The sequence below is a fragment of the Vreelandella neptunia genome (assembly GCF_022489065.1).
GTDB classification, from domain to species: Bacteria; Pseudomonadota; Gammaproteobacteria; order Pseudomonadales; family Halomonadaceae; genus Vreelandella; species Vreelandella neptunia_A.
The window spans coordinates 311,627-325,541 of record NZ_JAKVTW010000001.1; the positions used below are offsets into that span (position 1 = coordinate 311,627).

The 13,915-nt window shown below is 54.6% G+C and carries 12 protein-coding genes; 10 read left to right on the forward strand and 2 right to left on the reverse strand.

Annotation, left to right across the window (positions count from 1 at the left end):
* Positions 1 to 195: 195 nt before the first annotated feature.
* Positions 196 to 852 (reverse strand): HAD family hydrolase, encoded by a 657-nt coding sequence (locus MLE19_RS01440; protein WP_240716293.1) that lies wholly within the window; start codon positions 850 to 852, stop codon positions 196 to 198.
* 227 nt (positions 853 to 1,079) lie between these two features.
* Here MLE19_RS01440 and MLE19_RS01445 point away from each other — a divergent pair, with 227 nt between their 5' ends.
* Together MLE19_RS01445 and ptsP are read left to right on the forward strand one after the other, a co-directional pair.
* Positions 1,080 to 1,571 carry an RNA pyrophosphohydrolase gene (locus tag MLE19_RS01445; protein ID WP_240716294.1) on the forward strand — a complete coding sequence of 164 codons (492 nt, stop codon included), beginning with the start codon at positions 1,080 to 1,082 and terminating at the stop codon, positions 1,569 to 1,571.
* Between the two features lie 88 nt (positions 1,572 to 1,659).
* Positions 1,660 to 3,921 (forward strand): phosphoenolpyruvate--protein phosphotransferase, encoded by a 2,262-nt coding sequence (ptsP, locus tag MLE19_RS01450; protein ID WP_240716806.1) that lies wholly within the window; start codon positions 1,660 to 1,662, stop codon positions 3,919 to 3,921.
* Between the two features lie 5 nt (positions 3,922 to 3,926).
* On the opposite strand, the gene MLE19_RS01455 is transcribed toward ptsP, so the two are convergent.
* Positions 3,927 to 4,727 carry an NRDE family protein gene (locus MLE19_RS01455; RefSeq protein ID WP_240716296.1) on the reverse strand — a complete coding sequence of 267 codons (801 nt, stop codon included), beginning with the start codon at positions 4,725 to 4,727 and terminating at the stop codon, positions 3,927 to 3,929.
* A gap of 209 nt (positions 4,728 to 4,936) precedes the next feature.
* Between MLE19_RS01455 and MLE19_RS01460 the strand changes: the two genes are divergently transcribed.
* The 8 genes from MLE19_RS01460 (at position 4,937) to MLE19_RS01495 (ending at position 13,715) form a co-directional block, all read left to right on the forward strand.
* Entirely contained in the window at positions 4,937 to 6,154 is a 1,218-nt protein-coding gene (locus MLE19_RS01460; RefSeq protein WP_240716297.1) for a response regulator, read from the forward strand.
* Positions 6,151 to 6,948, forward strand: coding sequence for a sulfite exporter TauE/SafE family protein (locus tag MLE19_RS01465; RefSeq protein WP_240716298.1), 798 nt, complete (start codon positions 6,151 to 6,153; stop codon positions 6,946 to 6,948). The genes MLE19_RS01460 and MLE19_RS01465 overlap by 4 nt, the downstream gene beginning before the upstream one ends.
* Before the next feature lie 81 nt (positions 6,949 to 7,029).
* Entirely contained in the window at positions 7,030 to 7,824 is a 795-nt protein-coding gene (gene lgt / locus MLE19_RS01470) for a prolipoprotein diacylglyceryl transferase (RefSeq protein ID WP_240716299.1), read from the forward strand.
* A gap of 965 nt (positions 7,825 to 8,789) precedes the next feature.
* Positions 8,790 to 9,596, forward strand: a complete 807-nt coding sequence (locus MLE19_RS01475; RefSeq protein WP_240716807.1) for a thymidylate synthase — start codon at positions 8,790 to 8,792, stop codon at positions 9,594 to 9,596.
* Positions 9,593 to 10,132, forward strand: a complete 540-nt coding sequence (locus tag MLE19_RS01480) for a dihydrofolate reductase (RefSeq protein WP_240716300.1) — start codon at positions 9,593 to 9,595, stop codon at positions 10,130 to 10,132. Before MLE19_RS01475 ends, MLE19_RS01480 begins: the two co-directional genes overlap by 4 nt.
* A gap of 20 nt (positions 10,133 to 10,152) precedes the next feature.
* The gene (locus tag MLE19_RS01485; RefSeq protein WP_240716301.1) at positions 10,153 to 11,079 is read left to right on the forward strand and encodes a ProQ/FINO family protein; all 927 of its coding nucleotides are present in this window, start codon (positions 10,153 to 10,155) and stop codon (positions 11,077 to 11,079) included.
* Positions 11,080 to 11,342: 263 nt separating this feature from the next.
* Positions 11,343 to 12,437, forward strand: coding sequence for a porin (locus MLE19_RS01490; protein WP_240716302.1), 1,095 nt, complete (start codon positions 11,343 to 11,345; stop codon positions 12,435 to 12,437).
* A 258-nt stretch (positions 12,438 to 12,695) separates the two neighbouring features.
* Complete coding sequence (locus MLE19_RS01495) at positions 12,696 to 13,715, forward strand: porin (protein ID WP_240716303.1); 1,020 nt, start codon at positions 12,696 to 12,698, stop codon at positions 13,713 to 13,715.
* Positions 13,716 to 13,915 lie beyond the last annotated feature (200 nt).

The following is a 13,915-nucleotide window of genomic DNA, read 5'->3' on the forward strand; positions in this document are numbered from 1 at the left end:
GCACCCGCGGAAGCAGCGCGCAGCGGTGCCGGGGTTTGACTGCGGTGCCATTGGGCGTCGTTCCGCCGCCACCCTCGGGTGCCTACGAGCGCTCGCTGAACTCGCTTTCTCCGTTACCACGCGCTACAAAAATGTGAATTGTAAGTGGTAAATGGTGAATCATTTCGTGCTCTTCACGATTCACGATTCACAGACCTAATCCCGCAAACTCATAATCCGCCAATGGCGCTCTTCGGCGACTTTGCGCAGGGTTTCGTCGGGGTCGACGGCGACGGGGTGATCGACTTGTTCTAATAGCGGCAAGTCATTGTGGGAGTCGCTGTAAAACCAAGCGCCGTCCATTGAAATATCCTGCTGCTCGAGCCACTGGTTCAAACGGGTGACTTTTCCTTCGCGGTAGCTGGGAATGCCGGAAACACGACCGGTGTAGCGGCCGTTCGCCACTTCAGGGTTTACCGCGATTAAATGATCCACGCCCAAACGCTCGGCAATGGGGGCGGTGATGAAGCGGTTGGTGGCGGTAATAATCAGCAGCGTGTCGCCTTTGGTGCGGTGGCGAGCTAGCAGCTCCTCCGCTTTGGGCAGAATGCTTGGCTCGATCTTGCTGGCCATAAACTGCTGATGCCACGCAGAAAGCTGTTCAGGCGTATTATCAGCCAGGGGCTTAAGCGCCATTTCCAAAAAGGCTGCCATATCCAGGGTGCCCGCATTGTAATCGGCCATGAAGCGCTCGTTGGCTTCTCGGTAAGCGATCGGGTCGACGACCCCTTGTTCGAGTAAAAACTCGCCCCAGGCGTGATCGCTGTCGATGGATAGCAGCGTATTATCCAAATCGAATATGGCCAGACTCACGGCGCTCCCCTTTTTTTAGTCAGTGAATGTAGACGGTCAGTAGTGCTCTAAAAGACGCTACTTAGGCAAATAGCGGACGCGGATTATCGCAGAGTCGCCATGCCATTCCCACCAACGATGAGGCTACGACAAAGTAAGCATTCACCACTTAGCGTTATATTGTATTGATACGCTTGTCACCCTTGTGGAAAAATGGGGACAACTGAAAATTTATTAAGGTGATGTCCGTGATCGACGCTGACGGCTTTCGCCCCAATGTTGGCATCATCATTGCCAATAGCCAGGGGCAGCTGCTTTGGGCGCGTCGGGTAGGACAAAATGCGTGGCAATTTCCCCAGGGGGGCATCAATGCAAGCGAGACGCCACAAGAAGCGCTTTTTCGTGAGCTTTTCGAAGAGATCGGCTTAACCGCCGACGATGTTGATATTGTTGCCTGCACCCGGGGCTGGCTACGCTACCGTCTGCCACGACGTATGATTCGCACACATTCGCGTCCGGTCTGTATAGGCCAGAAGCAGAAGTGGTTTTTACTTAAAATCCGTTGCCAGGAAAGCCAGATCTGTATGACGGCAACCCCGACGCCTGAATTTGATGGGTGGCGATGGGTAAGCTACTGGTACCCGCTAGGGCAAGTAGTGCCTTTTAAACGAGAGGTATATCGGCGCGCGCTAAGAGAGTTGTCTCCCCGCGTTCAGCGCCTGGCACAGGATGAAGATTAGGGCAAACTGCCGCTGCGCAAATTAGGGCGGCGGCAGTTTGCCAGGAAATTCCTCAGCGAGGCAAATAACAGTGAAAAGTAAAACGTCCATGCTTGAGGTGCTGCGCCGGGTGATTCAGGAAGTGAATGGCGCGCGCAACCTCGACGCCGCGCTGTCCACCATGGTACGCCGAATTCGTAAAGCGATGCAGACCGATGTGTGCTCTTTCTACCTCTACGACAAAGAGCTTGAGTCGCTGGTATTGATGGAAACCATTGGCCTGCGCACCCAAGCGGTAGGGCGCGTAGTGCTGCCACTTGGCGAGGGTTTGGTGGGGTTGGTGGGCAAGCGCAGTGAGCCTTTAAACCTTGAAGATGCCCAGACCCACCCTCAATTCCGATACTTTGAAGCCACCGGAGAAGAGCGTTACTCCAGCTTTTTAGGCGTGCCGATTATTCACCAGCGCCATATGTTGGGCGTATTGGTTGTGCAGCAAGCCGAAAAGCGTCGCTACGACGATGAAGATGAAGCCTTCTTGGTCACCATGGCGGCGCAGCTGGCGGGCGTATTGGCCCACGCGCTGGCGACGGGCAATCTAATGCGCCCAGCACTTGCCGGTGGTCAGGCAATGTTTAAGGGTGTGCCCGCCTCACCCGGCATGGCCATGGGCGAAGCGGTGGTGATCACCCCGCCTGCGGATCTCAACAGCGTGCCCGACTTAGTGCCCAGCGACCAGGACTACGAGGTAGCCCGCCTAAAGGAAGCCATTGGCAAAACCCGCAACGAAATTCGTGCGGCGGCCGAGCGTTTGGCAAGCCGTATCTCTGCCCAAGAGCTGGCGCTGTTTGATGTTTATCAGCAGATGCTGGGTGAAGCCGCCCTGGCTGATGAAGTTGAAAAGCGCATTCGTGAAGGGCAGTGGGCGCCAGGCGCGCTCGCCGACGTAGTGCGCCGCCACGTGCAGTACTTGGAGCGGGTAGACGATAACTACCTGCGTGAGCGTGCCGCTGATATTCGCGATTTAGGCCGCAGAGTGCTGGCCCACCTGCAGGAGGACACCCCCTCTACGCCGGAAACCTACCCCGACAACGCTATTTTGGTGGGTGATGAAATCAGCGTGGCCATGCTCGGTGAAGTCCCCCGCGACAAGCTCAAAGGGTTGGTCTCGGTGCGTGGCTCCAGCACCTCTCACGTGGCCATTGTCGCCCGTGCCATGGGCATTCCCACCGTGCTGGGCATGGTAGATTTGCCGCTACCGCGTTTAGGGGGTGCGCCGGTGGTTCTGGATGGTCACCGTGGCCGCCTGTTTGTGCGCCCGGCACCGGAACTCAAGGCACGCTATGAAAGTCTGATCGCCGAAGAAGAGGCGCTCAGCGAACTGCTTGAGCACGAACAGGATCTGCCCAGCGCCACGCCCGATGGTCACACCATGCCGCTCATGGTGAACACTGGGCTGGCAGTGGATGCCACCGCGCTGCTGAAAAGTCGCATCGGGGGGGTGGGGCTCTACCGTACTGAAGTGCCGTTCATGATTACCGAACGTTTCCCCGGCGAAAAAGAGCAAACCAAGCTCTATCGCGATCAATTGGAAGGCTTTGCGCCGCTGCCGGTAGTAATGCGTACCCTGGATATCGGTGGCGATAAAGACCTGCCCTATTTCCCCATCGAAGAAGCCAATCCGTTTCTTGGCTGGCGCGGCATGCGGGTGACGTTGGATCATCCTGAAGTGCTGATGGTGCAGCTGCGCGCCATGCTGAAAGCCTCGATCGATCTGGACAACCTCTACGTACTGTTCCCGATGATCACCAACGTAGAAGAGGTAGACGAAGCGCTGCGCCTGCTGGATCGGGCTATTTTAGAGCTGGGCGAAGAGGGGATTACCGTCATCAGGCCCAAAGTTGGGGTCATGATCGAAGTGCCTGCCACCATCTACCAGATGGATGCGCTAGCGAAGCGAGTTGACTTCTTCTCGGTGGGTAGCAACGATCTTACCCAGTACTTGCTGGCGGTAGATCGCAACAACCCGCGGGTGTCGAGTCTTTACGATGCGCTGCATCCCGCGCTGCTGGGTGCGCTGCTTGAATTGGCCAACGATGCCACGCGGTTGAATAAACCTATTTCGCTATGCGGTGAGTTAGCCGGTGACCCAGCCGGGGCGCTACTATTGATGGCCATGGGCTTTACCAGCCTCTCCATGAACGCGCCCAGCCTGCCCAAAGTGCGCGCGGCCATTCGCCGGGTACCGTTTAGTGATGCCCAGCAACTGCTACAAGAAGTGATGGAACTGGACACGCCAGCCCAAGTGCATGCGCACTTAGATCAGCGTTTGGATGAGTGGCAGTTGTCACACTTGATGCCACCCAGGGATTAGGGGGTCTACAAGGATGAGTGGCGGGGCTCGCTGGGGATCGATAGGGTGGTTTCACCCTCAAAGTGACCTAGCGGCCCAAAGCGCTGCTCGGTAATGTCGATACTCCCTTGGGCATCCAGTGTCAGCCACGAAGTGGCACGGGTGCCATAGCGCTCGCCAACAATAAACGCTGCTGATAGCTGGCGCTCCAATGCCAGCCCTACGCCGGTATCGGGTAACTCTTCCACTGCTGCTTCCTGCGGATTCTGCATAGCGCGCTGAACGACAGCTGGCCATGTGGGGAGTAAACCTGCAGGTAACAACTGTTGCTCAAGCGCACTGCGAACATGTAACAGTTTTGGCCAGGGAGAGTTTAAATCAGCGTTGGAAAGCCCATGGACGCCAGGGGGCACGTCGCTTAGGGCCAAACGATCACGGCCACGGTGCAAGTGCCAAAGCCGCTGTGGGGTCGCCACTAACAAATTGAAACCCGCGTAGCGCAATGCCTCGCCCTGACTGAGCGCGGTTAGCCACGCCTCAATATCGTCACACTGCAGGGCACCGGCGACCAGTTCGCCACGGCTTGGCGCACCGGGCGGCGTGGCCAATTGCAAGTCGCGTACGTTGGTTAAAGCTGCCACCACACCGCCACGCTTGGCAGCCAGCCAAGAGCCCCCGGCCTCTAAATCACGGCCACCGACAATCATTGGGTTATCTTTCCACTCAGCCAGTGGCGCGGTCGGGCGCGCATGGAGCTCATCACGGTTGCCAATCAGCCGTAAAGGGGTAGGCGAGCCAGGTTGCCAAGCAAATGAAATCAAACACATAACAAACTCTTAGGCGAAAAGGGTGAAAAACGTTCAACGGAAGAGCAGCATGACAGTAACGAAGTGTAGACGTACACTTATATAAGTATCATGTTTGTAGCACTAAGCATCACCTTAAAGGGTGTGATGGCAGCATATGCGTAGTTGCCTTAGGGGTTTAAAAGCGGTCACGTTATCAGCGGCCATACGGCCAAAAGGAAGGCGAGATCATGCAACGCTATCAAAGGGAGCACTTTTGGAACGCCATTGTTTGGCCTCTTCTGTGGCCTCTGCTGCTTGTACAAGCAGCATTGGTCGTGCTCTGCCTGGTCGTTGGGGCAATGGTGTGGTGGATGTCCCCCAATTACGCCTCCTGGAGCACCACGCTGTGGTTAATGGCGGCACTGCTGATCGGCAGTAGTTTGAATGTTTGCGCCTTTCTTATGCTGGTTAAAGCGCGCGCCCGGCGTAAAGATAGCCGTTTTATGCAAGAGCTCACCGAACTTGAACGGCATAGCCAAGCCCTCTGCACCTCTGCGGCGCGTTCGCTGCCCAAGCATAAATGCGCCCCGCCAGACGCCGCCGATGAATCGCATCTTCCGCTACAGCGGCTAGCCAGCGTTAATGAAGTGCTCGCCGGTCTTGAGCGCTGTATGAACTGCTCCCAAGTGGCCAGCGCCGCGACCAAAAATAATCGTCAGGAGCATGAACAATCCCTATTAGATGACCTTCAGCACCATCAGCGCCAGTTAAAACACTTAATGGCAGGGCGTGAAAGAGCGCGAGAAGAGTCTCGCCTAAAGTCAGGCTACTTAACCCTGCTTCAGCGTGAAACAGATAGTTTGTTTGAGCACTTAAACACCATGGTGAACAAAGAGTCGACCGATAGTTGCCGACAAAATGTTATGGATGTGCGCGAACAGCTGTCGGATATCCGCTCCTTGCTTGCCAATCTTGTTCAGCAAAGTAGTCAAGATAGCATTGAAGATACCTCTGCTAATAGCCTTGAAGTGAGTGCTAACAACGCTAAGCGCGCCGGTATCCAGCGTAATTTGCGCGTTCTGGTGGTCGATGACGGGCCGGTGAACCTGATGTTGGCCCGGCAAATGCTAGAGACTCAAGGCCTTCAAGTAGAAGGCGTGAGTAGCGGTGAACAGGCGCTTGAGCGCCAGCAGGGGGCCTTCTTCGATCTGGTGTTTATGGATATCTTTATGCCCACCCTGGATGGGCTAGAGACCACCCGACGCTGGCGCGAGTATGAGCGCTCCCATGGCGCTAACCAAAGCGTACTGGTAGCACTGACCGCCAATGCTGATAATGCCGGACGCGATGCCTGTTTAACGGCCGGGATGGATGACCTGCTCTCAAAACCGTACCAACCAGAAACGCTGATCGGTATCATTTCCCACTGGTTTCCTGGAACGATTAAATCGGCGCCGCCTGAATGACCATCGTAACGGCGTTATCGATTTACTTAACGCTAGGAGCAGTCGCAGGCACCATGGCAGGGGTATTTGGCGTAGGGGGCGGGCTTATCATCGTTCCCGTGCTGGTGTTTGCCTTTGGGCTTCAAGGTATCGCCCCCGACATTATCATGCACCTCGCCATTGGCACCTCCCTCGCCACCATTGTTGTCACCGGTTCCTCTTCGACCCTAGGCCATTTCAGACGAGGCAGTATCCATCGTGCGTGGCTTAAAGCGCTGCTGCCAGGGTTGTTAGTCGGTGCCGTCGCAGGCGTGTTCGTGGCCGATAATCTCTCCGGCACCTCGCTGGGAACTATGTTCGGCATCTTCGTTCTACTCATTGCCACAAAGATGGTGTTCGGTTTAACGCCCAAACCTGGCAGTGCGGCGCCCGGTAAGTGGGTAATGGCATTGGCCGGTGGCGCGATTGGCGCAATTTCAGCGCTGTTTGGCATTGGCGGCGGCGCCATGACGGTGCCGTTACTGTCACGCTGCGGCGCCAGCATGACCCAAGCGGTAGGTACGGCAGCGGCGGTGGGACTGCCCATCGCACTGGTAGGCGCGCTGGTGTTTATCATCGTAGGCTGGGGCAATCCACTGCTGCCACCCTGGGCGACAGGCTTTGTCATGTGGCCAGCGTTTTTCAGTATCGTTGTCACCAGCGTTCCATTTGCCCGCTTAGGCGTTAAACTTGCCCACGTTTTGCCTGCTCATGTGCTGCGGCTCTCCTTTGCGCTACTACTAACCGTGGTAGGAGTCCGCTTTCTGCTCTCCTAGTGTGGTGGTTTTGCTAATGGAGTGGGCGTCTAAAGTGATTCGTATACGAAAACTTCCCTTTGGTCAGATTAGAGAGTGTAAATGATTAATTACCCGACGATTGACCCAGTGGCTATCTCCCTAGGGCCACTGCAAGTTCATTGGTATGGTTTGATGTACGTAGTGGGTTTTGTTGCAGCGTGGTGGCTCGGTTGTCGTCGGGCTTCGCGTATCGGCCTCAATAATGACGATATTGGTGATCTGCTCTTCTACTGTGCGATCGGTGTGGTGGCCGGTGGGCGCTTAGGGTACGCGCTGTTCTACGGTCTGGGCCAGTGGTCAGCCGACCCGCTGTGGATCTTCCGGGTATGGGATGGCGGGATGAGCTTCCATGGTGGCTTACTCGGCGTACTGCTAGCCGCCTGGATCTTTGCCCGGCGCAAACAACTGGCTTTTTTTACCCTCACCGATTTTATCGCCCCGTTAGTACCCATTGGTTTAGGCGCAGGGCGCATTGGTAACTTCATTAACCACGAGTTACCGGGGCGCGTTACCTCACTGCCTTGGGGGATGCCATTTCCCGGTATGGGACCCGAACCGCGCCATCCATCAGCGCTCTATGAAGCCTTACTCGAAGGCCTAGTGCTGTTTGCCATTTTGTGGTGGGTCTCCTCCAAGCCCACAGCGCGTGGATTTCTCTCCGGGCTGTTTTTAGTCTGTTACGGCGTTTTCCGCTTCATGGTCGAATTTGTCCGCATGCCCGACGCCCACATTGGCTTTATCGCGTTCGACTGGGTCACCATGGGTATGCTGCTTACCCTCCCCATGATCGCCCTGGGCCTATTCATCATCGCCTGGTCACGCTCTCAGCCAGTGGATGTGAAAACCGCAAATTAAAGTATCGCGAAGCGATGTCGGGGTTGGTTGGGCATTTCACCGACAACGATCATCCCGGTTCCCGATGCAGACACGGTTTTCGTAGCGCGTGGTAAGCGAAGCGCACCCGCGGAAGCAGCGCGAAGCGGTGCCGGGGTTAGTACGGTGCCGCTAGGCGTCGTTCCGCCACCATTCGCGGGTGCCTACGAGCACTCGCTGAACTCGCGTTCTTCGTTACCACGCGCTACGGCATATGCAATTGCTTGATTTTGCAGGTTTTCGTAGCGCGTGGTAAGCGAAGCGCACCCGCGGAAGCATCGCGAAGCGGTGCCGGGGTTAGTACGGTGCCGCTAGGCGTCGTTCCGCCGCCATTCGCGGGTGCCTACGAGCGCTCGCTGAACTCGCGTTCTCCGTTACCACGCGCTACGGTATATGCAATTGCTTGATTTTGCAGGTTTTCGTAGCGCGTGGTAAGCCTACAGCGCACCCGCGGAAGCATCGCGAAGCGGTGCCGGGGTTGGTACGTTGCCACTGGGCGTCGTTCCGCCGCCATTCGCGGGTGCCTACGAGCGCTCGCTGAACTCGCGTTCTCCGTTACCACGCGCTACAGTATATGCAATTGCTTGATTTTGCACGTTTTCGTAGCGCGTGGTAAGCCTAAGGCGCACCCGCGGAAGCATCGCGAAGCGGTGCCGGGGTTGGTGCGGTGCCACTGGGCGTCGTTCCGCCGCCATTCGCGGGTGCCTACGAGCGCTCGCTGAACTCGCATTCTCCGTTACCACGCGCTACGTTATGCGCAATTATCTGATTTTGCAGGTTTTCGTAGCGCGTGGTAAGCCTACGGCGCACCCGCGAATGCAGCGCGAAGCGGTGCCGGGGTTGGTCGAGCAACGTTAACCAGCCAGCACCGCTAGACCAAGCTGCTATGGGGGCCTAGAATAAACCGCTACACCGCCTGTTAATTTGGAAATTCTGTGACTGCTACAATGCCCGCGCTTGAGCAACCCTATTTAGACTTGATGCAAACCGTTTTGGAGCATGGCGTTGACCGCCTCGACCGTACAGGCGTAGGTACGCGCTCCGTGTTTGGGCATCAAATGCGTTTCGATTTATCGCGTGGTTTTCCGCTCATCACCACCAAGAAACTGCACCTGCGCTCTATCATTCACGAACTGCTTTGGTTCTTGAAGGGCGATACCAACATCGCTTACCTAAAAGAGAACGGCGTGCGGATATGGGATGAATGGGCGGATGAGAACGGCGATCTAGGTCCTGTTTACGGCTACCAATGGCGTAGTTGGCCTGACCCAAAAGGCGGCAGCGTTGACCAAATTGCCAAGGTGCTTGAGCAAATTCGCACCTCGCCACAGTCGCGCCGTTTAATTGTTTCCGCCTGGAACCCCGCCCAAGTCGATGAAATGCAGCTACCGCCGTGCCACTGCCTGTTCCAGTTTTATGTGGCCGATGGAAAGCTGTCGTGCCAGCTCTATCAGCGCAGCGCCGACATTTTCCTCGGCGTACCGTTTAACATCGCCAGCTACGCCTTGCTACTGACCATGGTGGCACAGGTTACCGGTCTGCAGCCGGGCGAGTTTATCCACACCCTAGGCGATGCGCACTTGTACAGTAATCACCTGGAACAGGCCAAAGAACAGCTCGCGCGCACGCCAAAGGCAGCGCCAAAGCTTGTGCTTAACCCCGAAATTAACGACCTGTTCGCATTCCGTTTTGAAGATATTGAGATTGAGGCTTACGAGCCACACCCGCACATCAAAGCCGAGGTGGCGGTATGAGCCAGCACAACGATAGCTTCGACTCCCTAGTGCCAGTGGCAATGATTGTCGCCATGGCAAAAAACCGAGTAATCGGTGTAGACGGTAAGTTGCCCTGGTACTTGCCTGAAGATTTGAAGTTCTTTAAGCGTATTACCCAGGCAAAACCGCTGGTCATGGGACGTAAAACGTACGCTTCCATTGGCAAGCCGCTACCGAATCGGCTTAATGTAGTGGTTACCCGCAACGCCGAGTTTTCTCACGAAGGCGTACGTGTGTGTCACGACCTGCCAGCAGCGCTCGCGCTAGCCGACCAGCACGCCACTATAGAAGCGGCAGAAGAGATCATGGTAATGGGAGGCGGTGAAATCTACCGTCAGGCGCTACCCTTTGCTCAGCGGCTCTACATAACGGAAGTGGACATTGACGTAGAAGGCGACGCAACGTTTCCAGACTTTGAGCCCAGCGAATGGCAAGAAGTACAGCGCGTAGCGGGGCAGCCAGCAGAAGGGCAGCCAAATTACGATTTCGTGGTCTACGAGCGTATCGCCGACTGAAAAGGTCAAAGGAGAAGGCTATGGCCGCCAGCTTAACGAACTTGTTGGATGATTTAGAAGCGCGTCTTGAACGCACACAAGCTGAGCTGCAAACCCTGCGAGAAGAGAATCAGCGGCTAAAGCAGCAATTGGCCCTGCAAGGTACTCAAGAACAAGGTACTCAAGAGCAAGCTGCCCAAGAGTCAAGCGTGCCAAGCCAGGAAAGGGCGACCATAGCAGAGACTCACAGCGAAATTGCTCCTGAACCAGTTGCCCCTGAGCATGAAGCGCCCGAGGGCGAAGTGCTTGAACAAGCAGCACCTGAAGAAATAGAAGCGCGCGATCAAGCAGTGCACGTTCAAGAAACACACGACCAAGAAACAATCGAGAAACCTGAGCCTGAAGCGCCCGCTCAACAAGCTAAAGAATCAGAGCATCGTGAACAAAATGCACCTAGTGAAATAGCGGAAGCAGGCCACACGGCTGCCCCTGCCCGAGCACCTTCGCCCCATGCGCTGCTTAACCAATGGTATGAACGCTACCCACAAGCGTTCTTTAAAGGCCATACTAAACCGCTCAAAGTCGGCATTCATCAAGACCTGGCAGAGCGCGAAGAGTGGCCCAGTAAGCTCATTCGTCGCGCTTTGGCCAACTACGTGAACCTTCCGCGCTATATAAAAGCTGTGCGAGCGGGAGCAGAAAGAGTAGATTTAGACGGTCAGCCTGCTGGTAAGGTCGATAAAGAAGCCGCACAGCATGCTTCAGAAAAACGCGGTGATAAGAAAGAGCATGGGGATAAAAAAGAGATTTCTCAGCCCAAAAAAGCTCAGTCGAAACCGAAGCCAATAGCGCCAAAGCCCCACCAAGCGGCGGCAGAGCAGGCTGAGATTGAAAAAAGTGAGCCGCGTAAGTCGCTTAGCATGGAAGACAAATTGCTAGGCTTGCAGCAGAAATTCAAAGGGCGCTGAGACCGGGCCTGAGAGCGGGGGTTCCATAAAAAAGAACAAATAGTAAAAAAACACTGTTTTTTTCTATTGCGTTCATAGGAATCCCAGTATAGAGTTTGTTCTGCGAGCATTGGACTATAACAAGGCTTAGTTGAGGACATGCCGCATACCACCGGGGAAAACCGGCGGATGGGAAAAGAGCATGGCCCGCAGAAGCCACCTGCCGACTTATTAAAGTCGAGCAGCAACGATCGAAACAGTATACGAGTTAAGGAACTTACATCATGAAAAAAACACTTTTAGCGACTGCTATCGTTGGCGCCCTGGGTGCCTCAGCTGCAGCACAAGCTGCAACTGTCTATGACCAAGACGGCACCAAGCTCGACATCTATGGCCGTATCGCCATGGGTATCGCCGGCGGCGGCCCTGAGTTCAACAGTGCTGGTCAAGAAATCGATGACGGCGCTGAGTTCGTAGACGTTTTTTCACGTCTTGGTCTGCGCATGAGCCATGAAGTTTCACGTGACCTGACTGCTTTCGGTCGTCTCGAGTGGCGTTTCAGCGGTGACGAGCGCAACACTGACCAAGGTTTCAACGAAATCCGTCAGAGCTACCTCGGTCTGCAGAGCGACCAGTTCGGTACTTTCCAAGCTGGTAACTTCGACGCATTCTATAACCAGTTCGTTTCACTGCCGTTCGATGTTTACATCGATCGTGGTCTAGAATTCGCTGGCCATCCGACTCAGTCACGTGGTGACTCTATCGGTTACTACACGCCTGACCTGCAAGGCTGGACTGCATTCTTGCAGTTGAAACACTACAGCGAGCGCGGCGCTTTCGAAAATCCTCAGTTTGATGCTGATGGCGAATTGATTACGGACGCTGACTACACCAGTGAAGAAGGTACTGTAGTTGCACCGCAAGGTGGTGTTCGTTACGCACAAGGCCCGATCACTGTTGGTCTAGGTTTTGTTGAAGACGTCCGTCGTGGCGGCGGTAACGGCGAAATGCTTTACGGTTTGATCGGTTCTTACGACTTCACTGACCAGTTCTCTGCACGTCTGGGCTATGAAACTCGTGACAACAACGACAGCTTTTCTCCGAACGCCACTCAAGACAATGGCTTCGACAAAGTTGGTCTAGGTGGTACTTTCACCACTGGTCCTTGGGCGTTCACTGCTGACTACTACAACGTAGACCGTGACTCTCAGGACGACAGCAACGCATGGGCTGCTGGTACTTACTACAACGTTTCCAGCAACTTTGACGTGTTCCTGGAAGTGGCTGACGGCGACGCGCCGACAGTTGATCGTGACGTTACCCTTGGTGACCTGACCGACGACGTATACTGGCTGACTGGCGCACGTTACCACTTCTAAGCTTGGTTTAAATACCACGCTTAAAGGGTAAACTGCCTAGCAGAACCAATAGAACCGGCCTCTTAGGAGGCCGGTTTTTTATTGCCTGAATATTCTATTGATGATTTATCCTAAGCAATCAATCTATAAATTAGCTGCTTAGGCGTATTTATAAGAGTATTATCTTCCTTTATTAATTGTTATTTTATAACATTGCAATAGATGTATAAATCAACTGCATCACATGCGTGTGTGGGTAAAAAAAGTAAGGGATAAAAGATGAAAAAAACGCTGTTAGCAGGCGCAGTTATCGCCGTACTGTCGGCTCCAGTAGCGCAAGCAACAACACTATATGACCAAGAAGGTACGAAATTCGATATTTATGGACGTATTGCCATGGGGATCGCTGGCGGTGGGCCGGACATCGATAGCTCAGGCAATATGGTGGATAACGGTGCAGAGTTTGTCGATGTTTACTCACGGCTAGGGTTTCGCATGAGCCATGCCGTCAACAATGATCTAAACGCTTTTGGGCGTCTAGAGTGGCGCTTTAGCGGTGATGAGCGCAACACGCAGAAAGGCTTTAATGAGATCCGTCAGAGCTATATCGGGCTAACCAGTAAGCAGTACGGCACGGTTCAGGCAGGCAGCTTCGATAGCCTCTACTACCAATTTGTATCGGCACCCTTTGATGTCTATCTCGATAAAGGCCTGCTCTTCAACTCAACCGGGCTACAGTCGCGAGGCGATTCCATTGGTTACTACACACCGGAGTTAAATGGCTTTACCTCCTTCCTGCAGTTCAAACACTACAGTGAGCGTGGGTTCGCCCTTGCCGAGCAGAGTGGAGAGGGCGAAGTCGTCGCAGCCCAGGGCGGTATCCGCTATCAACAAGGGCCGTTCAAGATTGGCTTTGGCGCCGTGGAAAATGTAGTGCGTGGCGGCGGCAACGGCGAAATGCTCTATGGGCTGATGGGGGCCTACTCACTGAGCGATCAATTCACCATGCGCTTAGGTGCTGAAACGCAGGACAATAGCGATACTTACGGTGGAGGATTCGAGACACTTGGCCTAGGCGGTACCTATACCACTGGGCAGTGGGCCTTTACCGCAGACTACTACAACGTAGAGCGGGATGAGAGCGAAGAGAGTAACGCCTGGGCAGCGGGAGCCTACTACAAAATCTCTAGCGCATTCGATGTGTTCTTGGAGCTAGCCGATGGTGATGCTCCCAGCTTACGCCAAGAGAGTGCTGCTGACAGGACATATTGGCTGACCGGGGTGCGGTATCATTTTTAAAACTGTCCGCTGCTTCTAGAATTGCTAGCCAATGCCATGCTGAATTGTTGTTAGGGAATGGAGCTAACATAGCAAGCCGATCATTGAAAAATGGTCGGTTTTTTTGTTTTTGAGAGCTTTCATATTTTCGTAAGTTAACTGAGATAGTTGTACAAGAGTTGTCGATGTAGAGCCCACAACCGTATTCCCCTACAATGGCC

What these genes read in the sequence shown, in the direction of transcription:
- ptsP (WP_240716806.1), top strand. Translation starts at nt 1,660, where the DNA reads ATGCTTGAGGTGCTGCGCCGGGTGATTCAGGAAGTGAATGGCGCGCGC.
- MLE19_RS01455 (WP_240716296.1), bottom strand. Translation starts at nt 4,727, where the DNA reads ATGTGTTTGATTTCATTTGCTTGGCAACCTGGCTCGCCTACCCCTTTA.
- MLE19_RS01460 (WP_240716297.1), top strand. Translation starts at nt 4,937, where the DNA reads ATGCAACGCTATCAAAGGGAGCACTTTTGGAACGCCATTGTTTGGCCT.
- MLE19_RS01465 (WP_240716298.1), top strand. Translation starts at nt 6,151, where the DNA reads ATGACCATCGTAACGGCGTTATCGATTTACTTAACGCTAGGAGCAGTC.
- lgt (WP_240716299.1), top strand. Translation starts at nt 7,030, where the DNA reads ATGATTAATTACCCGACGATTGACCCAGTGGCTATCTCCCTAGGGCCA.
- MLE19_RS01475 (WP_240716807.1), top strand. Translation starts at nt 8,790, where the DNA reads ATGCCCGCGCTTGAGCAACCCTATTTAGACTTGATGCAAACCGTTTTG.
- MLE19_RS01480 (WP_240716300.1), top strand. Translation starts at nt 9,593, where the DNA reads ATGAGCCAGCACAACGATAGCTTCGACTCCCTAGTGCCAGTGGCAATG.
- MLE19_RS01485 (WP_240716301.1), top strand. Translation starts at nt 10,153, where the DNA reads ATGGCCGCCAGCTTAACGAACTTGTTGGATGATTTAGAAGCGCGTCTT.
- MLE19_RS01490 (WP_240716302.1), top strand. Translation starts at nt 11,343, where the DNA reads ATGAAAAAAACACTTTTAGCGACTGCTATCGTTGGCGCCCTGGGTGCC.
- MLE19_RS01495 (WP_240716303.1), top strand. Translation starts at nt 12,696, where the DNA reads ATGAAAAAAACGCTGTTAGCAGGCGCAGTTATCGCCGTACTGTCGGCT.